This window comes from Enterobacter sp. KB-280D8, from assembly GCF_041399405.1.
GTDB lineage: Bacteria > Pseudomonadota > Gammaproteobacteria > Enterobacterales > Enterobacteriaceae > Enterobacter > Enterobacter cloacae_N.
The window spans coordinates 390,634-410,446 of the sequence record NZ_JBGKEC010000002.1; the positions used below are offsets into that span (position 1 = coordinate 390,634).

19 protein-coding genes are annotated in these 19,813 nt (G+C 58.3%); 12 read left to right on the forward strand and 7 right to left on the reverse strand.

The window, feature by feature from the left end; translation table 11 throughout:
* Positions 1–60: 60 nt before the first annotated feature.
* From AB8818_RS07320 to AB8818_RS07335, 4 genes are read left to right on the forward strand one after another with little or no spacing between them, the layout of a single operon-like run.
* Entirely contained in the window at positions 61–735 is a 675-nt protein-coding gene (locus tag AB8818_RS07320) for a molecular chaperone (protein ID WP_192982901.1), read from the forward strand.
* 24 nt (positions 736–759) lie between these two features.
* Entirely contained in the window at positions 760–3,303 is a 2,544-nt protein-coding gene (locus tag AB8818_RS07325; protein ID WP_166710525.1) for a fimbria/pilus outer membrane usher protein, read from the forward strand.
* Positions 3,304–3,325: 22 nt separating this feature from the next.
* Positions 3,326–4,315, forward strand: coding sequence for a fimbrial protein (locus AB8818_RS07330; protein ID WP_163330779.1), 990 nt, complete (start codon positions 3,326–3,328; stop codon positions 4,313–4,315).
* Between the two features lie 5 nt (positions 4,316–4,320).
* Positions 4,321–4,824: a fimbrial protein gene (locus AB8818_RS07335; protein WP_116343424.1), complete on the forward strand. Its 504-nt coding sequence runs from the start codon at positions 4,321–4,323 to the stop codon at positions 4,822–4,824.
* Here the strand turns inward: AB8818_RS07335 and dinG are convergent.
* The gene (dinG, locus tag AB8818_RS07340) at positions 4,811–6,988 is read right to left on the reverse strand and encodes an ATP-dependent DNA helicase DinG (protein ID WP_192982899.1); all 2,178 of its coding nucleotides are present in this window, start codon (positions 6,986–6,988) and stop codon (positions 4,811–4,813) included. The two genes, AB8818_RS07335 and dinG, sit on opposite strands and share 14 nt — an antisense overlap.
* 97 nt (positions 6,989–7,085) lie before the next feature.
* The gene (gene rhlE, locus AB8818_RS07345; RefSeq protein WP_192982896.1) at positions 7,086–8,447 is read right to left on the reverse strand and encodes an ATP-dependent RNA helicase RhlE; all 1,362 of its coding nucleotides are present in this window, start codon (positions 8,445–8,447) and stop codon (positions 7,086–7,088) included.
* Between the two features lie 205 nt (positions 8,448–8,652).
* Here rhlE and cecR point away from each other — a divergent pair, with 205 nt between their 5' ends.
* From cecR to AB8818_RS07370, 5 genes are read left to right on the forward strand one after another with little or no spacing between them, the layout of a single operon-like run.
* Positions 8,653–9,330, forward strand: coding sequence for a transcriptional regulator CecR (cecR, locus tag AB8818_RS07350; protein WP_192982894.1), 678 nt, complete (start codon positions 8,653–8,655; stop codon positions 9,328–9,330).
* A complete protein-coding gene (gene hlyD / locus AB8818_RS07355; protein ID WP_116343380.1) occupies positions 9,327–10,322 on the forward strand; it encodes a secretion protein HlyD in 996 nt (331 codons plus the stop codon). The genes cecR and hlyD overlap by 4 nt, the downstream gene beginning before the upstream one ends.
* Positions 10,315–12,054 (forward strand): ATP-binding cassette domain-containing protein, encoded by a 1,740-nt coding sequence (locus AB8818_RS07360; RefSeq protein ID WP_163330774.1) that lies wholly within the window; start codon positions 10,315–10,317, stop codon positions 12,052–12,054. Before hlyD ends, AB8818_RS07360 begins: the two co-directional genes overlap by 8 nt.
* Positions 12,044–13,177 carry an ABC transporter permease gene (locus AB8818_RS07365; RefSeq protein ID WP_163330773.1) on the forward strand — a complete coding sequence of 378 codons (1,134 nt, stop codon included), beginning with the start codon at positions 12,044–12,046 and terminating at the stop codon, positions 13,175–13,177. The genes AB8818_RS07360 and AB8818_RS07365 overlap by 11 nt, the downstream gene beginning before the upstream one ends.
* A 9-nt stretch (positions 13,178–13,186) precedes the next feature.
* A complete protein-coding gene (locus AB8818_RS07370) occupies positions 13,187–14,293 on the forward strand; it encodes an ABC transporter permease (RefSeq protein WP_116343377.1) in 1,107 nt (368 codons plus the stop codon).
* Here the strand turns inward: AB8818_RS07370 and AB8818_RS07375 are convergent.
* Positions 14,255–14,665: a YbhQ family protein gene (locus tag AB8818_RS07375; RefSeq protein ID WP_192982891.1), complete on the reverse strand. Its 411-nt coding sequence runs from the start codon at positions 14,663–14,665 to the stop codon at positions 14,255–14,257. The genes AB8818_RS07370 and AB8818_RS07375 overlap by 39 nt on opposite strands.
* Before the next feature lie 133 nt (positions 14,666–14,798).
* Between AB8818_RS07375 and AB8818_RS07380 the strand changes: the two genes are divergently transcribed.
* Genes AB8818_RS07380 through AB8818_RS07390 form a run of 3 tightly spaced genes read left to right on the forward strand, consistent with a single transcriptional unit; the run spans position 14,799 to position 17,757 of the window.
* On the forward strand, positions 14,799–15,560 hold the full coding sequence (locus tag AB8818_RS07380) for an endonuclease/exonuclease/phosphatase family protein (protein ID WP_116343376.1): 762 nt from the start codon (positions 14,799–14,801) through the stop codon (positions 15,558–15,560).
* Complete coding sequence (gene clsB / locus AB8818_RS07385) at positions 15,557–16,795, forward strand: cardiolipin synthase ClsB (RefSeq protein WP_116343375.1); 1,239 nt, start codon at positions 15,557–15,559, stop codon at positions 16,793–16,795. Before AB8818_RS07380 ends, clsB begins: the two co-directional genes overlap by 4 nt.
* Entirely contained in the window at positions 16,795–17,757 is a 963-nt protein-coding gene (locus tag AB8818_RS07390; protein WP_192982888.1) for a YbhN family protein, read from the forward strand. The genes clsB and AB8818_RS07390 overlap by 1 nt, the downstream gene beginning before the upstream one ends.
* Before the next feature lie 105 nt (positions 17,758–17,862).
* On the opposite strand, the gene AB8818_RS07395 is transcribed toward AB8818_RS07390, so the two are convergent.
* From AB8818_RS07395 to moaC, 4 genes are all read right to left on the reverse strand, one after another.
* Positions 17,863–18,570 (reverse strand): Bax inhibitor-1/YccA family protein, encoded by a 708-nt coding sequence (locus AB8818_RS07395; protein ID WP_010428846.1) that lies wholly within the window; start codon positions 18,568–18,570, stop codon positions 17,863–17,865.
* 64 nt (positions 18,571–18,634) lie between these two features.
* Entirely contained in the window at positions 18,635–19,087 is a 453-nt protein-coding gene (moaE, locus tag AB8818_RS07400) for a molybdopterin synthase catalytic subunit MoaE (protein ID WP_116343373.1), read from the reverse strand.
* 1 nt (position 19,088) lies between these two features.
* Positions 19,089–19,334, reverse strand: coding sequence for a molybdopterin synthase sulfur carrier subunit (gene moaD, locus AB8818_RS07405; RefSeq protein ID WP_116343372.1), 246 nt, complete (start codon positions 19,332–19,334; stop codon positions 19,089–19,091).
* On the reverse strand, positions 19,327–19,812 hold the full coding sequence (gene moaC, locus AB8818_RS07410; protein WP_049008689.1) for a cyclic pyranopterin monophosphate synthase MoaC: 486 nt from the start codon (positions 19,810–19,812) through the stop codon (positions 19,327–19,329). Before moaC ends, moaD begins: the two co-directional genes overlap by 8 nt.
* Position 19,813: the final 1 nt, after the last annotated feature.

Consider the following 19,813-nt stretch of genomic DNA (forward strand, 5'->3'; position numbering starts at 1 on the left):
TCCTGAGATATTAATGCTTTTGCGAGCATTAATATCTCATCTATTTATTGAGAAATCTTTATGCGCCACGGTTATTTACTGAGCACTCTTTTACTGGTAGCCGCCACTGCACATGCAGGTGTCGTTATTAATGGCACCCGTCTGGTCTATCAGGGAGATAAAAAGGAATCATCTCTTGGCCTTTCAAATCCAGATGCGACGGATTATCTGGTGCAGTCCTGGGTTGATTCCGGCGGTAAAAACCTGGCCAAAGCCCCGTTCCTGATCACCCCGCCGCTTTTCCGTCTGGATGCGAAAGATGATAACGTTCTGCGCGTGGTGCGTACGGGCGGAAATTTACCGGAAGACAGGGAATCCCTGTACTGGTTGAACATTAAAGCGATCCCTTCCTCAAAGCACATTGAGGGGGTAAACACGCTGCAAATCGCCATTAACACCCGCATTAAATTGCTCTATCGCCCGTCCGCGGTAAAAGGCAGACCAGAAGATGTGGCCGATAAACTTGAATGGCGCCGCGAAGGTAACGATCTGGTCGTGAATAACCCAACGCCGTTCTATATGAATTTCCAGACCGTTACGCTGAATGGTCAGAAAATCACTAAAGCCACCTGGGCCGTCCCGAAAACGGAAACGCATTTTGCTTTACCTGGCAATGTCGGGGGCACGAACTTAACGTATTCCATTATTACTGATTACGGCAGCATCAGCCATACCTGGTCGAAATCCGTTCATTAATACTTCCCCGGTAATAAAATAATCATGTACAGCGATAAAAAGCCGTTCACCTGCCGATTTTCGTCATTGCTGGTCATTCTCTGTGGCCTGGCAATGGCGATCTTTGCGCAGCAGGTTATGGCTGATGATTATTTTAACCCGGCCCTGCTGGATATTGATAATCCCCAGCAGGGGAAAACCGATTTGTCCGTCTATGAAAAAGGCCCTGGCCAGGCGCCGGGTAAATATCAGGTCGCGGTATTTATCAATAACAATAAAATTGATACCCGCGATGTCACCTTCACTCTGCAAAAAGACGCTCAGGGTAACAGCACGCTGCAACCTTGCTTCACCCTGGACGATTTAAAAAGCCTCGGCATCAAAACGAAAAAATATCCGCAGCTGATGGCCAAAGGCCAGTGCGCCGATTTACACGCCATCCCTGCAGCATCCGCAACTTTCCGCGTTCGTAACCAGCAGCTGCTGCTGAGCATTCCCCAGTCGGCGCTCGGTCAGGTACCTCGCGGTTACATTGACCCAAAAGAATTTGACGAAGGGATCAACGCAGGCCTGCTTAATTACAGCGCCAATGCCAGCCAAAGCCATGCGCGCCAGCAGGGTGAACAGGACAACAGCAGCCAGTACGTTAACCTGCGTCCTGGCTTGAACATTGGCGCGTGGCGCGTTCGCAACTATTCCACCTGGAATCGCAGTACCACGGGTAAGGAGGAGGAACAGAAATTCACCTCCGTTTATACCTACGCGCAACGCGATATTGTGGCGATGAAAAGCGACCTCACCGTCGGCCAGAGCTCCTCCCCTTCTGACGTGTTTGACAGCGTCCCCTACACCGGCGTGGAGTTGAAATCCGACAACGACATGCTGCCAGACAGTGAAAAAGGCTACGCCCCCATTATTCGCGGCACCGCCCACAGTAACGCGCTGGTGGTGGTACGCCAGAACGGGTACATCATTTATCAGAACACGGTCGCACCGGGCGCGTTCGAAATTAACGATCTCTACCCCACCGGCAGCAGCGGCGACCTTCAGGTCACCGTGAAAGAGACCGACGGCAGCGAAAGCCATTTCGTCGTGCCGTTTGCCTCCGTGCCGGTATTGCAGCGTGAAAAAAACCTGCGCTACAGCGTGACCGCCGGACGCTATCGTTCTTATGACAAAGACGTGGAGAAGACCCCGTTTGCCCAGGGCAGCGCCATCTACGGTTTACCCTACGGCTTTACCGCCTACGGCGGCGTGCAGCAGAGTAGCCATTATCAGTCTCAGGCGGCTGGCGTCGGGAAAAACATGGGCGATTTAGGGGCGTTCTCCATTGACGTCACCCGCGCCAAAGCCCTGTTGAAAAAACAGCAGGCCAGCAAAGGCCAGTCGTGGCGCGTGCGCTACAGCAAAGATATCGCCCGCTCGGGCACCAACTTCTCGCTGGCCGGCTACCGCTACAACAGCAAAGGGTTTTACACCCTCGAAGACACCATGGAGTCGTATACCCGCTCTGACGACTGGTCTGCACCGCAGCAGCGCCGCGCCCGAACCGAAGCCACCATCGACCAGACGCTGCCGGAAGGCTGGGGGTCCGTCACCCTGAGCATGGTGAAAGAAACGTACTGGAGCCAGAGCCAGAACATGACCTCCATGAGTGTCAGCTATAACAACAGCTGGCACGGCGTGAGCTACAGCCTCAGCTACAGCATGAATAAAAACACCAGCGACAGCGATGAAGACGGTAATGAGGTAACGAACGACAATCAGTTCTCGCTGAGCGTCTCCGTGCCGCTGGACCACTGGATGCATAACACCTGGGCCACCTACAACCTGAACAACACCAAAGACGGCACGACGCAGAACATCGGCCTGAACGGCACGGCGCTGAAGGAAGACAACCTTAACTGGAACATTCAGGAAGGGTTGAGCAGCACCGGCAGCGGTAACTCCACCAGCGTCAATGCCGACTACAAAGCAACCTATGGTGAAGTGAGCGCGGGGGTCAGTCAGGACAAATATCAGCAGACCGTGAACGTCGGTTTGCAGGGGGGCGTCATTGCCCATGCTAACGGGATAACCCTGAGCCAGCCGCTCGGTGAGACCATCGCGCTGGTGAAAGCGCCGGGCACACACGGAACCCATATCACTAACCAGACGGGCGTTGAGACCGACTTCCGCGGCTACACCGTCGTGCCGTTTGTTACCGCGTATCGCCATAACACCATCGCGCTGGATACCGAAACGCTGCCAGACAACGCCGACGTCACCCACGCGGCGCAGATCGTGACCCCAACCCGCGGGGCCGTGGTGCGCGCCAGCTTTAATACCCGCGTGGGTAACCGCGTCCTGATGACGTTGACACAAAACGGTAAACCGCTGCCCTTCGGTGCAACGGTAACCACGGACGATAAGGACAGCGAGTTTATTGTCGGTAACGATGGGCAGACCTATCTCTCTGGTCTGCCACAGCAAGGGCATCTCAACGTTTCCTGGGGACAGGAGGCGAGCGAGCACTGCGTCGCTGACTATGCGCTAACGGATGAGAAAGAGAAAACCAGCATCATTAACGCTGCCGCGCAGTGTCACTGATCCACCGTTCAGGCTAACGACTATGCAACTGATTAAACAATGCTTTTTCTTACTGGTTCTGGGAACCGCCGCGTTATTTATGCCACATGCGAAGGCGACCTGTTCCACGCCGGATATGCCGAAGATGATTAACGTCGCCTCGATTATGGTTCCCACTACCCTGGCTGTAGGTGACACCATTCCGGGTTCGGAACAGACGGTCCACGTGGCGGGGAAATGCGATCACCCTTACGAGAGCGGCATGGAGATCATCTCCTGCTACTACGGAAGTGGTTCAGAAATTCCCGGCTTGACTGGCGTTTATGATTCGGGCGTACCCGGCGTAGGCGTGGCGCTGATGAATGACAAAGGTCAGCGCATCACGGGTGGGGGCCTGGCCGCCTGCGATTCCCGCAGTACGCCGATTGGCTATGTATCGAATGACGGAATGATGAGCTTTGATTTCAACGTGACCCTTCAGCTCGTAAAAACCAGCAATTCGGTGCAGTCCGGTACGCTGCAGCAGGCGCAAACTAAGTTTGGTATTGGTGTGTATGGCAATGACGGTATCGGAAGTCCCAACATTATCTCCTACGCCGGTAACGTCAATTTCCAGAACGTTACCTGCTCCGTCCTGCCGAAAAACCTGACGGTCAATCTGGGGGACTTCCCGGTCAGCGATTTCGTCAGCGTGGGGATGCTCTCTTCACCGGCACAAAACTTTGACGTTACGGTGAACTGCAACAGCACCGTACAACCTGAGGTGAAAATAACCAGCGCAAACGGCTATGAAACGGCGTTTGAAGGGGTGCTGAAACTCACGCAGCAGCCCGGCGCGGCAACAGGCGTCGGCGTAAGAATGCTGTTCGACGACAATATCGCCACCTTTGATACCTACGTTAACACCCGAAGCGAAGCCATCGCCAACGAAACGCTGACCATACCGTTTGAGGTGCGCTACGAGCAGGTCAGCGACGTGGTCACCCCCGGCCCGGCCAATACCGTTGCCACCATCACGCTTGCCTATAAGTGACCGACATGAAAAAGACAATCGCACTTCTGGCGCTGGGGCTGATCGCCCAGGCGCACGCCGACGATATTCAGATCCAGATGACGGGCAACATTTACGCCAATACCTGCATCATCGACAGCGCCAGCCGCAACCTGACGGTGGATTTAGGCCAGGCAGTATCCGGCGATTTTAAAGACGTGGGCGATACCGGCGAGTGGAAAGATTTTTCCCTTTCAGTGTCACATTGCCCGGCCACGCTCGCCCTTGCCACGGCCTATTTCTACGGCCAGGCCGACAGCGCGCACCCGACTAAGTTCGCCAATATCGGCAGCGCAAAAGGGCTGGCGCTGGAGCTGGCAGACCGTCAGGACAAAATCCTGATTGCCCCGCAGGCGGCCTTTAACGCCGTCATTAATCCAGGTGACCATACGGCCACGTTTCCGTTGTCCGCACGCTATTACGCCACCGCCATACCCGTCACGGCCGGAACGTTCAGCAGCGTAGTGCAGGTGACATTCACTTACCAGTAGGACCGCGCCTCTTAGCACGGATGCTTTTACCACGCCCGGCGGCCAGTTTTGCCGGGCGTTTTTTTACCTCCGGCACCTCCGGCTGTTCGATCGGGAAAACAGGCAGCGCGTTCAGCAAACGCTGGCCGTAGTTTTTGGTGAGCAGACGCTTGTCATAAATCACCACCTCGCCCCAGCAGCCGTGGCTACGAATAAGACGCCCCACCTGCTGAATCAGGTTAAACGACGCCGCAGGCAGGCTCTGCACCTCAAACGGATAGCGGTTAAGACTCTTCAGCCACTCCCCCTCGGTGATCACCACCGGGCTGTCGATGGGCGGGAAGGCAATTTTATGGATGTGCACCTGTGTCAGGTAGTCCCCTTTCAGATCCAGACCTTCGGCAAACGACTGTAGCCCCACCAGCACGCTGCGCTCGCCGTTATCAATACGCTTGCGGTGGGTTTCCACCAGCCGATAGCGCGGCTGATCGCCCTGTACCAGCAGAAGTAAACGCAGATCGGTGACGTGTTCGAGGAAGCGCTGCATCGCCCGCCCGCTGGCAAACAGCACCAGCATGCCGGGGTACTTTTTACTCTCGACCTGTTCACGGAAGTAGGCCGCCATCTCCGCAATGTGCTGCTCTTCGTTGTCGATAAGCGGCTCGAATTTCATGCGTGGAATCACCAGCTTGCCCTGCTCGCAGTGGTTAAAGGGCGAGTCCAGCGCCACAAAACGGTCGCCCGCTTTCTCCTTCAGGCCGCTCATCTCCTGCAGCCTGGAGAAGCTGTTCAGGGAGCGCAGGGTTGCGGAGGTGACAACCACGTGCGGCACGCTGCGCCAGATCAGCTTTTCCAGCTGATCGGCCACGCGAATGCCCACGCAGTGGAAAAAGAGGTGGACCTGCCCATCCCGCACTTCACGGGTAGCCCATTTGGTGACCGGTGCCCCCGATGCCTGAGCCATCGAAGCCAGACGCCAGAGCTTGCTCTGCGCCTCAAACATCCCCAGCGCGCGGTTCATCTGCAGCAGAATGCGGTGCAGGCGCACCACGTCGTGCGAGCCGGTTTTCTCGCTCAGATCGTTTAAGAACATCTCCGCCAGCCCGCGCAGCTTTTCCAGATGCTTCGCCAGCTGCTGGCAGATCTCCATCACCTCTTCCGGTAGTTCCCCCATCGCAAAGCGGTGTTCGGCTTCCTGGGCGGCAGGAAGATAGAGGTTCAGGATGTTGTTCAGGGACAAAATGAGGCTATAAACCTCTTCGCAGTGCTCGCTCAGCCGCTCCGGGACCGCCAGCGGCGGCGTGGTTTTCGGGCGGAACTGCTCCATGCAGGTCGCCACCAGCTTGCAGAAGAGATCGAGCTGCAGGCGGAACCAGGGCGCCGTAATTTCAGCGCTCATTTCCAGCGCGTCCCGCGCCACGTCCGGCAGATGATGGCCTTCATCAAGCACCAGCAGCAGGTTTTTAGGCTCCGGCAGCACCGCTTCGCTCTCAAGCGCGGCCATCACCAGCGCGTGGTTAGCCACAACCACCTCCGCCTCCTGGATCTCGCGCCGGGCGACAAAGAACGGGCACTCGCGGTAGTAGTGACAGTTGCGGTTCAGGCAGCTTGCTTTATCGGTGCTGAGCCTGCGCCATAAGTCGTCGCTAATCGCCAGGCTGGTGTGATCCCGCAGGCCGTCCCACTTATAGCCGTCGAGCTCGGTTTTCAGCTTTGCACACTGCTCCTGCTCCGCCTTATTGTTTGGCGTCAGCTCGTCATCCAGAAACGCGAGCAGGTCCTGCTGATTCGGCTCGCTGCTGGCAAGCGCCGCCAGGTTACGCGGGCACACGTAGCGCCCGCGCCCAAAGGCGGCGGTAAACCGCAGATCGGGGATGATTTTGCGCAGCAGGGGCAAATCTTTGCTGAAGATCTGATCCTGCAGCGCCACGTTGGCGGTGCTGACCACCAGCGTTTTGTCCTCTTCCCGCGCAATCGCGATGCCGGGAATCAGATATGACAAGGTTTTCCCGACGCCGGTCGGGGCTTCAATCGCCAGATGTCGCCCGTCGTCCCCGGCGAGCGTTTTTGCCACGTCGGCAATCATCTGCCGCTGCGGCGCTCGGGGGATAAAATCGGGGATCTGCTGCTGTAGCGCCTTATACCATGCGCCAATTTGCGCTTTCAGCGCCGCGGTTAAAGCCATTGGAAAACCTGAAATACTGTATAAACAGCCACTATTGTGGCACTTTCTCTTCTCTGTCGCAAAAAGAAAAGCCCGGCTTTACGACCGGGCTTCCAGATTACTGCGGGTTAGCAGGCTTACGCGGGCGGCGTCGACGCTGCCCTTCCCCTGCCGGCTTGCCTTCGCCGCTGCGCCACGGGTTTTCACCGGCCGGTTTGCCGTCGCTGTTGCGACGCGGCGGTTTGCCGGATGATTTTGGCGCGCCGCCTTCTGAACGACGCGGCTGCTGACCGCGACCGCCACCCTGACGACCGTTCTGAATCGGCTCGGCTTTGATGGACGGGTCCACTTCGTAACCCGGGGTTTCAATGCGCGGGATCTCTTTCTTCAGCAGGCGTTCGATGTCGCGCAGCAGCTTGTGCTCGTCCACGCAGACCAGCGAGAGCGCCTCACCGGTTGCCGCCGCACGACCGGTACGGCCGATACGGTGCACGTAGTCTTCCGGGACGTTCGGCAGCTCGTAGTTCACCACGTGCGGCAGCTCTTCAATATCGAGGCCACGGGCGGCAATGTCGGTCGCCACCAGCACGCGGATGTCGCCAGACTTGAAGTCCGCCAGCGCACGGGTACGCGCGCCCTGGCTCTTGTTACCGTGAATGGCGGCGCTGCGGATGCCGTCTTTATTCAGCTGTTCCGCCAGGTGGTTAGCGCCGTGCTTGGTGCGGGTAAAGACCAGCACCTGCTGCCAGTTACCCTGGCCGATCATCTGGGAGAGCAGTTCGCGCTTGCGCTTTTTATCCACAAAGTGCACGTGCTGCGTCACCTGCTCGGAGGCGGTGTTGCGGCGCGCCACTTCCACTTCGAGTGGGTTATGCAGCAGCTTTTCCGCCAGCGCCTTGATCTCGTCGGAGAAGGTCGCGGAAAAGAGCAGGTTCTGGCGACGCGGGGGCAGCTTAGCCAGCACGCGGCGAATGTCGTGGATAAAGCCCATGTCGAGCATGCGGTCGGCTTCGTCCAGCACCAGAATTTCGATGTTATCCAGCTTCACCGCGTTCTGGTGTTCCAGATCCAACAGGCGTCCCGGCGTTGCCACCAGAACGTCCACGCCGCCGCGCAGTTTCATCATCTGCGGGTTAATGCTCACGCCACCGAAAACCACCAGCGAGCGAATGTTGAGGTAGCGGCTGTACTCACGCACGTTCTCACCAATCTGCGCCGCCAGCTCGCGGGTTGGGGTGAGGATCAGCGCGCGCACCGGACGACGGCCTTTGGCGTGCGGCTGGTTTTTTACCAGCAGCTCTAACAGCGGCAGCGTAAAGCCCGCGGTTTTACCGGTGCCGGTCTGGGCGCTGGCCATCAGGTCACGGCCCTGAAGCACAGCGGGGATCGCCTGCTGCTGGATTGGGGTTGGCTCAACGTAGCCCTGCTCTGCGATGGCGCGCAGAATTTCCGGGTTCAGGCCAAGGGAATCAAAAGACATAAAAACTCCGAACCGCCCCGACCATCACAGGTGTAGTTTTCAGGGAGATATAACAATTAGGAGGACAAAAACCACAATGTCGCGAAGGGGCGGAGTGTAGCAGCTTTTGTGACGTGGCGCATAAAATATCCCTCAGCATTCCCTCGACGTTAGCGGGAATCAGGCATAATCTTAATCAATCGATTGATTAATTCTTAATGCCGCTATGAATACGACACCCACAACAACCAAAGGTGAACAGGCCAAAAATCAGCTTATCGCCGCCGCGCTGGCGCAGTTTGGCGAGTATGGTCTGCATGCCACCACGCGGGATATCGCTGCCCAGGCCGGACAAAACATTGCGGCCATTCCCTACTATTTTGGCTCAAAAGAAGATTTATATCTCGCCTGCGCCGAGTGGATCGCCGATTTTATCGGCGCGCAGTTTCACCCGCACGTTGAGGAAGCTACCGCGCTGCTCAGCCAGCCGTCACCCGATCGCGCCGCCGTACGCCAGCTTATTCTCAAAGCCTGCCATAATATGATTCGCCTGCTGACGCACGACGATACGCTCAACCTGAGCAAGTTTATTTCCCGGGAACAGCTCTCCCCGACTGCCGCCTACCAGCGGGTACACGATCGGGTAATTGCCCCGATGCATACCCACCTGACCCGGCTGATCGCTGCGTATACCGGGCGGGACGCCAGCGATACCGACACTATTTTGCATACCCACGCCCTGCTGGGTGAAATTCTCGCCTTCCGTCTGGGGCGGGAAACCATCCTGTTACGCACCGGCTGGACACAATTCGATGAGGATAAAGCCGCGCAGATTAACCAGGTTATCGCCTGTCATCTCGATCTGATCCTGCAAGGCTTAACGCAAAGGAGCCTGAAGTCATGAAAAAACCTGTCGCCATCATTCTGGTGGTTGTTGTTTTGCTTGCCGCGGGAATCGGTGGCTGGCTGTGGTATCAGAGCCAGCAGGATCGGGGCCTGACGCTGTACGGTAACGTGGATATTCGTACTGTGAATATGAGCTTCCGCGTTGGCGGACGTCTCGCCTCGCTGAGCGTTGACGAAGGCGATGCCATCAAAGCCGGTCAGACGCTGGGCGCGCTGGATAAAGCCCCTTTTGAGAACGCGCTGTTGCAGGCTAAAGCTGGCGTTTCCGTCGCTCAGGCGCAGTATGACCTGATGCTGGCAGGCTATCGCGATGAAGAGATTGCCCAGGCCGCCGCCGCCGTTAAGCAGGCCAAAGCCGCGTACGACTATGCGCAGAACTTCTATAACCGCCAGCAGGGACTGTGGAAAAGCCGCACCATTTCCGCCAACGATCTGGAAAACGCGCGGTCATCCCGGGACCAGGCGCAGGCAACGCTGAAGTCCGCGCAGGATAAATTAAGCCAGTACCGCTCCGGTAACCGCGAGCAGGACATTGCCCAGGCGAAAGCCAGCCTTGAACAGGCGCAGGCCCAGCTGGCGCAGGCGGAACTGGATCTGCACGACACGACCTTAATCGCTCCATCTGACGGTACGCTGATGACCCGCGCCGTGGAGCCGGGCAGCATGCTCAGCGCGGGCAGTACTGTCTTAACGCTCTCCCTGACCCGTCCGGTGTGGGTGCGCGCCTATATTGACGAGCCGAACCTCGGGCAGATGCAGCCGGGCCGCGAGCTGCTGCTCTATACCGACGGCCGCCCGGACAAGCCGTATCACGGCAAGGTGGGCTTTGTCTCCCCTACCGCTGAATTTACGCCGAAAACGGTGGAAACACCGGACCTGCGTACCGACCTGGTATACCGCCTGCGCATCATCGTCACCGATGCGGACGACGCGCTGCGTCAGGGCATGCCTGTTACCGTGACCATAAACGACGGGGAACGACATGAATGATGCGGTTATCCAGCTCAACGGTCTGGTCAAACGTTTCGCGGGCATGGACAAGCCGGCGGTCGCGCCGCTGAACTGCACCATTCAGAAAGGCTACGTAACCGGGCTGGTCGGCCCGGACGGCGCGGGGAAAACCACGCTGATGCGGATGCTGGCGGGGTTGCTCAAGCCGGACGAAGGCTCGGCCAGCGTGCTTGGCCTGGACCCGATAAAAGACGACGGCGCGCTCCACGCCATGCTCGGCTATATGCCGCAGAAGTTTGGCCTGTATGAAGATCTGACGGTGATGGAAAACCTGAACCTGTACGCCGACCTGCGCAGCGTCACCGGTGAAACGCGGCAGAAAACCTTCGCCCGACTGCTGGAGTTTACCTCCCTCGGCCCGTTCACCGACCGGCTGGCGGGCAAGCTCTCCGGCGGGATGAAGCAGAAGCTGGGTCTGGCCTGCACGCTGGTGGGCGAGCCGAAGGTGCTGCTGCTGGATGAGCCCGGCGTCGGCGTGGACCCAATTTCCCGCCGCGAGCTGTGGCAGATGGTGCACGAGCTGGCGGGCGACGGGATGCTGATCCTCTGGAGTACCTCCTACCTCGACGAAGCGGAACAGTGTCGGGATGTGCTGCTGATGAACGAGGGTGAACTGCTCTATCAGGGCGAACCGACCAAACTGACGCAAACCATGGCCGGGCGCAGCTTCCTGCTGCACAGCCCGCAGGAGTCGAACCGCAGGCTGCTCCAGCGGGTGCTGAAGCTGCCGCAGGTCAGCGACGGGATGATTCAGGGCCGCTCGGTGCGCATTATTCTCAAAAAAGAGGCCACCGCCGACGACGTTCGCCAGGCGCAGGGGATGCCTGAGATCGAGATAGAAGAGACCGCACCGCGCTTTGAGGACGCGTTTATCGACCTACTGGGCGGCGCGGGTACATCAGAGTCGCCGCTTGCCGCCATTCTGCATACGGTGGAAGGCACGCCGGGCGAAACGGTGATAGAAGCGAAATCCCTCACCAAAAAATTCGGGGACTTCGCCGCTACCGACAACGTCAATTTTGCCGTGAAGCGCGGCGAGATTTTTGGCCTGCTGGGGCCGAACGGCGCGGGAAAATCGACCACCTTTAAGATGATGTGCGGCCTGCTGGTGCCGACGTCCGGCAAGGCGCTGGTGCTGGATATGGACCTTAAGGTCAGCTCCGGCAAGGCACGTCAGCACCTCGGCTACATGGCGCAGAAGTTCTCGCTGTACGGCAACCTGACGGTCGAGCAGAATTTGCGCTTTTTCTCCGGCGTGTACGGCCTGCGCGGGCGCGCGCAGAATGAGAAAATCCGCCGCATGAGCGACGCCTTTGGGTTAACGAATATTGCTTCCCATGCCACCGACGAATTGCCGCTCGGCTTTAAGCAGCGGCTGGCGCTGGCCTGCTCGCTGATGCACGAACCCGATATTCTTTTCCTGGATGAGCCGACCTCCGGCGTTGACCCCCTCACCCGCCGCGAGTTCTGGCTGCACATCAACAGCATGGTGGAAAAAGGGGTGACCGTGATGGTGACCACCCACTTTATGGACGAGGCGGAGTACTGCGACCGTATCGGGCTGGTCTATCGCGGCAAGCTGATCGCCCACGGCACGCCAGACGACCTGAAGGAGCAGGCCGCTGACGAAGAACAGCCAGACCCGACTATGGAGCAGGCGTTTATTACCCTCATCCACGACTGGGACAAGGAGAATGCCCATGCGCAGTAGTGCTATATCCTGGCGCCGGGTGCGCGCGCTGTGTATTAAAGAGACGCGGCAGATCGTGCGCGATCCCAGCAGCTGGCTGATTGCGGTGGTGATCCCCCTGCTGCTGCTGTTTATCTTTGGCTACGGCATTAACCTCGACTCCAGCAAGCTGCGGGTCGGGATTTTGCTGGAGCAGCAGAGCGAAGAGGCGCTGGACTTTACCCACGCCATGACCGGCTCGCCCTATATCGACGCCACCGTCAGCGACAACCGGCAGGAGCTGATCCAGAAAATGCAGGCCGGGAAAATTCGCGGCCTGATCGTCATCCCGGTGGATTTTGCCGCCAATATGGCTCGGGCGAATACCAATGCACCGATCCAGGTGATTACCGACGGCAGCGAGCCGAATACCGCCAACTTCGTACAGGGCTACGCGGAGGGGATCTGGCAGCTCTGGCAGATGCAGCGCGCGGAAGACCGGGGCGAGACGTTTGAACCGCTTATCGACGTGCAGACGCGCTACTGGTTTAACCCCGCCGCCATCAGCCAGCACTTTATTATTCCGGGCGCGGTAACCATCATCATGACGGTAATCGGCGCAATCCTCACCTCGCTGGTGATCGCCCGCGAGTGGGAGCGCGGCACCATGGAGGCGCTGCTCTCCACCGAGGTGACGCGGGTCGAGCTGCTGCTGTGCAAGCTTATCCCCTACTACTTCCTCGGCATGCTGGCGATGCTGCTCTGCATGCTTGTGGCAGTCTTTATCCTCGGCGTGCCGTACCGCGGCTCGCTGGTGGTGCTGTTCTTTATCACCAGCCTGTTTTTACTCAGCACGCTGGGGATGGGGCTGCTCATCTCCACCATCACCCGCAACCAGTTTAATGCCGCGCAGGTGGCGCTGAACGCCGCTTTTCTGCCGTCGATAATGCTCTCCGGGTTTATCTTCCAGATAGACAGCATGCCGGCGGTGATCCGCGCCGTGACTTACATCATTCCGGCGCGCTACTTCGTGAGCACGCTGCAGAGCCTGTTCCTGGCGGGGAATATTCCGGTGGTGCTAATCGTCAACACCCTGTTTCTGATGGCGTCGGCGGTGATGTTTATCGGGTTGACGTGGATGAAAACCAAACGGCGACTGGATTAAGGAGCGCACATGTTTCACCGTTTATGGACACTGATCCGCAAAGAGCTGCAATCCCTGCTGCGCGAGCCGCAAACCCGCGCCATTCTGGTGCTGCCGGTGCTGCTTCAGGTTTTACTGTTCCCGTTTGCCGCCACCCTTGAGGTGACCAACGCCACCATTGCCATTTACAACGAAGACAACGGCAAACACGCCGTCGAGCTGACGCAGCGTTTCGCCCGCGCGAAGGCCTTTACCCACATCCTGCTGCTGAAAAGCCCGCAGGAGATCCAGCCCACCATCGACACGCAAAAAGCGCTGCTGCTGGTACGCTTCCCGGCGGATTTCTCCCGCAACCTGGACACCTTCCAGACCGCGCCTATGCAGCTGATCCTCGACGGGCGCAACTCCAACAGCGCCCAGATAGCGGCGAACTATCTGCAGCAGGTGGTGAAGGATTACCAGCAGGAGCTGATGGACGGCAAACCGAAGCCCAACAACAGCGAGCTGGTGGTGCGCAACTGGTACAACCCGAATCTGGACTACAAGTGGTTTGTGGTCCCGTCGCTAATCGCCATGATCACCACCATCGGGGTAATGATCGTCACCTCCCTGTCCGTCGCCCGCGAGCGCGAGCAGGGCACGCTGGATCAGCTGTTGGTCTCCCCGCTCGCCACCTGGCAGATTTTCGTCGGCAAAGCGGTGCCGGCGCTGATCGTCGCAACGTTCCAGGCCACCATCGTGCTGGGAGTGGGGATTTGGGCCTACGAGATCCCGTTCGCCGGTTCGCTGGCGCTGTTTTACTTCACGATGGTGATTTACGGGCTGTCGCTGGTGGGATTTGGACTGCTGATATCCGCGCTCTGCTCGACGCAGCAGCAGGCGTTTATCGGGGTATTCGTCTTTATGATGCCGGCGATTCTGCTCTCCGGGTACGTTTCGCCCGTCGAGAACATGCCGGTGTGGCTCCAGGATTTAACGTGGATAAACCCGATTCGACACTTTACGGATATCACCAAGCAGATCTATCTGAAGGATGCGAGTCTGGACATTGTCTGGGGAAGTTTGTGGCCGCTACTGGTCATAGCGGCCACGACGGGCTCAGTGGCCTATGCGATGTTTAGACGCAACATTGCGTAGCTTTTTCTCTTTGGTGAGCAACGAGACGACAGCTGGTCCTGCGAGGATTGCCAGACCCGCCAGGGCCAGCAGCAGGTTGTTTTGCAGCACGCGTGACAGCAGCCAAAGCACGATCATCGCGGCACCAAAGTACCAGGTGGTGGTGAGCTCTTCGAGCACATCACCCACCTCGCGCCAGCGCGCTTTATGGTGGCGCTGTAAGAACAGCATCGACAGCACGGTGACGCCATAGAGGACGCACAGTCCTAAGCCAACACGCACCAGCGTGCCGCTCATCCAGCCCATCACCAGTACGGCCACGACCAGTAAATGCAACATTATCTGCCAGCAACTCAAACCGGTTGCGACACGAACACGTTGTTGCCACTTCATGGCTTCTCTCCTGAAGGATTTTTCTCTGCTTAATCAGACTACCGCACTTTACGGAAAATTCCGTAACGCCGCATCTTTTTGTGACGCCGACTACACTTTATTTTCATCGGGATAGTCACCCAGGAAGGTGTTTATGAGCAAAAAAACGCAGCATTTCTCGCTTAAGGTGCTGACGATAAACATTCATAAGGGCTTCACAGCATTTAACCGCCGCTTCATTTTACCGGAGCTGCGCGACGCGGTACGCACCGTCAGCGCGGACATTGTCTGCCTGCAGGAGGTGATGGGCGCGCACGAGGTGCATCCTATGCATTTCGAAAACTGGCCCGATACGCCGCACTACGAATTTCTGGCCGACACCATGTGGAGCGATTACGCTTACGGCCGCAACGCGGTCTATCCGGAAGGCCATCACGGAAACGCCGTGCTGTCGCGTTTTCCTATCGAACATTACGAGAACCGGGACGTCTCCGTTGGAGAGAGCGAAAAGCGCGGGCTGCTTTACTGCCGCATCGCGCCGCCGGATCTTGACGTTCCCGTTCACGTAGGCTGCGTTCACCTTGGCCTGCGTGAAGCCCACCGTCAGGCGCAGCTACAGATGCTGGCTGACTGGACCAATGCGCTTCCCGAAGGCGACCCCGTGGTGGTAGCCGGTGATTTTAACGACTGGCGGCAGCGGGCCAACCATCCTCTGAAGGTGAATGCGGGGCTGGAGGAGATTTTCACCCGGGCACACGGTCGTCCCGCACGGACGTTTCCCGTGCGCTTTCCCCTGCTGCGCCTGGACCGCATCTACGTGAAAAATGCGCATGCCAGCAGCCCGACGGCGCTGGCGTTACTTAACTGGCGACATCTTTCCGACCATGCCCCGCTGAGCGCGGAGATCCACTTATGAAATGCACATGGCAGGAAGGTAACCGTATTACGCTGCTGGAAAACGGCGATAACTTTTATCCGGCAGTCTTCGAGGCGATTAGCCACGCGCAGCAGAAAGTCTACCTTGAAACGTTTATCTGGTTTGAAGACGACGTTGGCAGGCAGCTGCACAGCGCGCTGCTGCATGCCGCCCGGCGCGGGGTAAAAATCGAGGCCCTGCTCGACGGGTATGGCTCGCCGGATCTCAGCGATGAATTTGTTAATGAACTCACCGCCGCCGGCGTGGTGTTCCGTTACTACGATCCCGGTCCTCGCCTGTTCGGCATGCGCACCAACCTGTTCCGCCGCATGCACCGCAAAATCGTTGTGGTGGACGAAACGGTGGCGTTCGTGGGCGGCATTAACTACTCCGCCGAGCATATGTCGGATTACGGCCCGGAGGCCAAGCAGGACTACGCGATCCGCATTGAGGGACCGGTGGTTCAGGACATCCAGCTGTTCGTGCTGGAAAACTTGCCCGGTAAAGAGGCCGCTCGCCGCTGGTGGCGACGCCGTCATCGCCCGGAAGAGAACCGCAAGCCCGGCGAAGCGCAGGCGCTGTTTGTCTGGCGGGACAACGAGGAGCATCGGGACGATATTGAACGTCACTACCTGAAGATGCTGGCCAATGCGAAGCGCGAAGTGATTATCGCTAATGCCTATTTCTTCCCCGGCTACCGCATTCTGCACGCCATGCGCAACGCGGCCCGCCGCGGCGTCCGGGTGAAACTCATCGTGCAGGGCGAGCCGGATATGCCGATTGTTAAGGTCGGCGCGCGTCTGCTCTACCGCTATCTGGTTAAAAGCGGCGTGCAGATATATGAATACCGCCGCCGCCCGCTGCACGGCAAAGTGGCCGTGATGGATGACCACTGGGCAACCGTTGGCTCCAGTAACCTCGATCCGCTGAGCCTGTCGCTTAACCTGGAAGCGAACCTGATCATCCACGACCGCCAGTTTAATCAGACCCTGCGCGATAACCTTCAGGGACTTATCAATAAGGACTGCGTGCGGGTGGATGAATCCATGGTGCCGAAACGGAGCTGGTGGAACGTTGGCGTTGGCGTGGTGGTGTTCCACTTCCTGCGCCACTTCCCGGCGATGGTCGGCTGGCTGCCGGCGCATACGCCGAAGCTGGCGCAGGTGGATCCGCCGGTACAACCCGAAATGGAAACCCAGGACCGCGTTGAAGCGGAAGATGGAGGCAAACCCTGATGTCAAAATCTCATCCTCGCTGGCGGCTGGCGAAAAAAATCCTCACCTGGGTATTCTTTATCGCGGTCGCGGTACTGCTGGTGGTCTACGCGCAGAAAGTGGACTGGGAAGAGGTGTGGAAGGTTATCCGCAACTATAACCGACTGGTGCTGCTGGGCGCCGTTGGGCTGGTGATCGTGAGCTACCTGATGTACGGCTGCTATGACCTGCTCGGCCGCTCCTACTGCGGACACAAGCTGGCTAAACGTCAGGTGATGCTGGTGTCGTTTATCTGCTACGCCTTTAACCTGACGCTGAGCACCTGGGTCGGGGGGATTGGCATGCGCTATCGCCTGTACTCGCGGCTTGGCCTGCCGGGTGGGACGATCACGCGCATTTTCTCATTAAGCATCACCACCAACTGGCTGGGCTATATTCTGCTCGGCGGGGTAATTTTCACCATCGGCGTGGTGCAGCTGCCCGCGCACTGGTATATCGACGAAGCCACGCTGCGCATTCTCGGCTTCGTGCTGCTGCTGATCATCGCCGTGTATTTGTGGGCCTGCGCCTTTGCCAGACGCCGCCATATGACCATTAAAGGGCAGAAACTGGTACTGCCGTCGTGGAAGTTCGCGGTGCTGCAGATGGCGGTTTCCAGCGCCAACTGGATGGCGATGGGGGCGATCATCTGGCTGTTGATTGGCGAGGACGTGAACTACTTCTTCGTGCTGGGCGTGCTGCTGGTGAGTAGTATCGCCGGCGTTATTGTGCATATCCCGGCAGGGATTGGGGTGCTGGAGGCGGTATTTATTGCGTTGCTGGCCGGAGAGCATGTCTCACAGGGGACGATTATTGCCGCCCTGCTCGCCTACCGCATGCTCTATTACTTCCTGCCGCTGGCGCTGGCCACGGTCTGTTATCTGGTGCTGGAGAGTCGGGCGAAAAAGCTGAGGGCGAAGAACGAGAAGGCGATGGCGAAATAAAAGCAAAACGGCAACCTTGTTGCCGTTTTTAGTGTTTGTCCCCTCTCCCGTGGGAGAGGGTCAGGGTGAGGGCACCAGACCGCTCCGCCACCCGGCAAAACAACCTTAACGACGGTTGCCAAAAATACGCAGCAGCATCAGGAACAGGTTGATAAAGTCCAGATAGAGCGTCAGCGCGCCCAGAATCGAGTATTTGCGCAGGTTGGAACTGTCGCGCACGTCGATCTGCTCGCCGATGTTTTTCAGCTTCTGGGTGTCGTAGGCGGTTAAGCCAACAAAGACCACCACCCCGATGTAGGTCACGGCCCACATCAGCGCGTCACTCTTCAGCCACAGGTTCACCAGCGACGCCAGCACAATCCCGATCAGCCCCATAAACAGCATGTTGCCTAAGCCGCTCAGATCACGTTTGGTGGTGTAACCGTACAGGCTCATCACGCCAAACATCCCCCCGGTCACCACAAACGTGCTGGCGATGGAGGAGTAGGTGTAGACGATGAAAATGCTGGAAAGCGTCAGGCCGGTCAGCGCCGAATAGAGCATAAACAGCGTGGTTGCCATGCCCGCGCTGAGCTTTTGCACCAGTCCGGAGAGCACAAACACCAGCGCCAGCTGCGCGATAATCAGCCCAAAGAAGGTGATTTTGCTGGAGAAGATAAACATCATCAGCTCAGGCGTGTTCGCTGCATACCACGCGATAAACGCGGTAAGCAGCAGGCCGACCGTCATCCAGCCGTACACCTGCGCCATATACGTCTGCAGGCCGCTACGGGTCTGCTGTACTATTGAATCGGAACGCGGAAATCGGTCCATGATTCACTCCTGATTAAGATTAAGAAGACACACACGTTAAGAGTAACACATCCACGTAAACCGACTACCAACGGCTGGCGGCCTGTTTATCGCTGTCGCGAGATTCCACCCAGCGGTCCCCTTCCGGCGTGGCTTCGCGCTTCCAGAACGGCGCTTTTGTTTTGAGATAGTCCATGATGAACTCCCCGGCCTCAAACGCGCTGCCGCGGTGTGCGCTGGTCACGCCGACAAACACAATCTCTTCACCGGGCCACATCTCGCCAATGCGGTGGATAACCGTGACGCGCCCAAGCGGCCAGCGGCCTCGCGCCTCTTCCACAATTGCCGCGAGCGATTTCTCCGTCATACCGGGATAGTGCTCCAGCGTCAGCGCTTTTACGCTGTCACCGAGGTTGTGGTTACGCACTTTGCCGGTGAAGGTGACGACCGCGCCGTCTTCATCGCGTTCCGCCAGCCAGCTGTATTCGGTCCCCACGTTAAAACGCTCGGGGCTCACCAGAATTCGGGTTTCCGCCATCTTAGCCCCCTGTCACCGGCGGGAAGAAGGCCACTTCATCCCCTTCGGCCAGCGGGTGGCTGAACTCCACCAGCGTCTGGTTAACGGCCGCCAGCAGCTTGCCCTCGTCCAGCGCCAGCGCCCAGCGGTCGCTTTGCGCCGCCAGATGCGCGCGCAGGGCAGCGACGTTTTCGAAAGACGCATCCAGCATCAGGCTGTCGGTATTGACCAGCTCGCGGACCTGGGCGAAAAAGAGCACCTTAATCATGGCTGTCCACCTTAAAATCACCGGATTTGCCGCCGCTTTTCGCCAGCAGGCGAACCGGGCCAATCACCATATCTTTCTGCACTGCTTTGCACATGTCGTAGATGGTCAGCGCGGCAACGGAGGCCGCCGTCAGGGCTTCCATCTCCACGCCGGTTTTCCCGGTTAAGCGGCACAGGGACTCAATGCGCACGCGGCTGTGCTCCGGTTGCGCCTGCAGGTTCACCTCCACCTTGCTCAGCATTAGCGGATGGCAGAGCGGGATTAAGTCCCATGTGCGCTTGGCGGCCTGAATACCCGCGATGCGCGCAGTGGCAAAGACGTCGCCCTTATGGTGGCTGCCGTCGATAATCATCGCCAGCGTTTCCGGCAGCATAGTGACGAACGCTTCCGCTCGCGCTTCGCGCACCGTTTCGGCTTTGGCGGAAACATCCACCATATGCGCTTCACCGGCGGCGTTAATGTGGGTTAGTTGTGACATA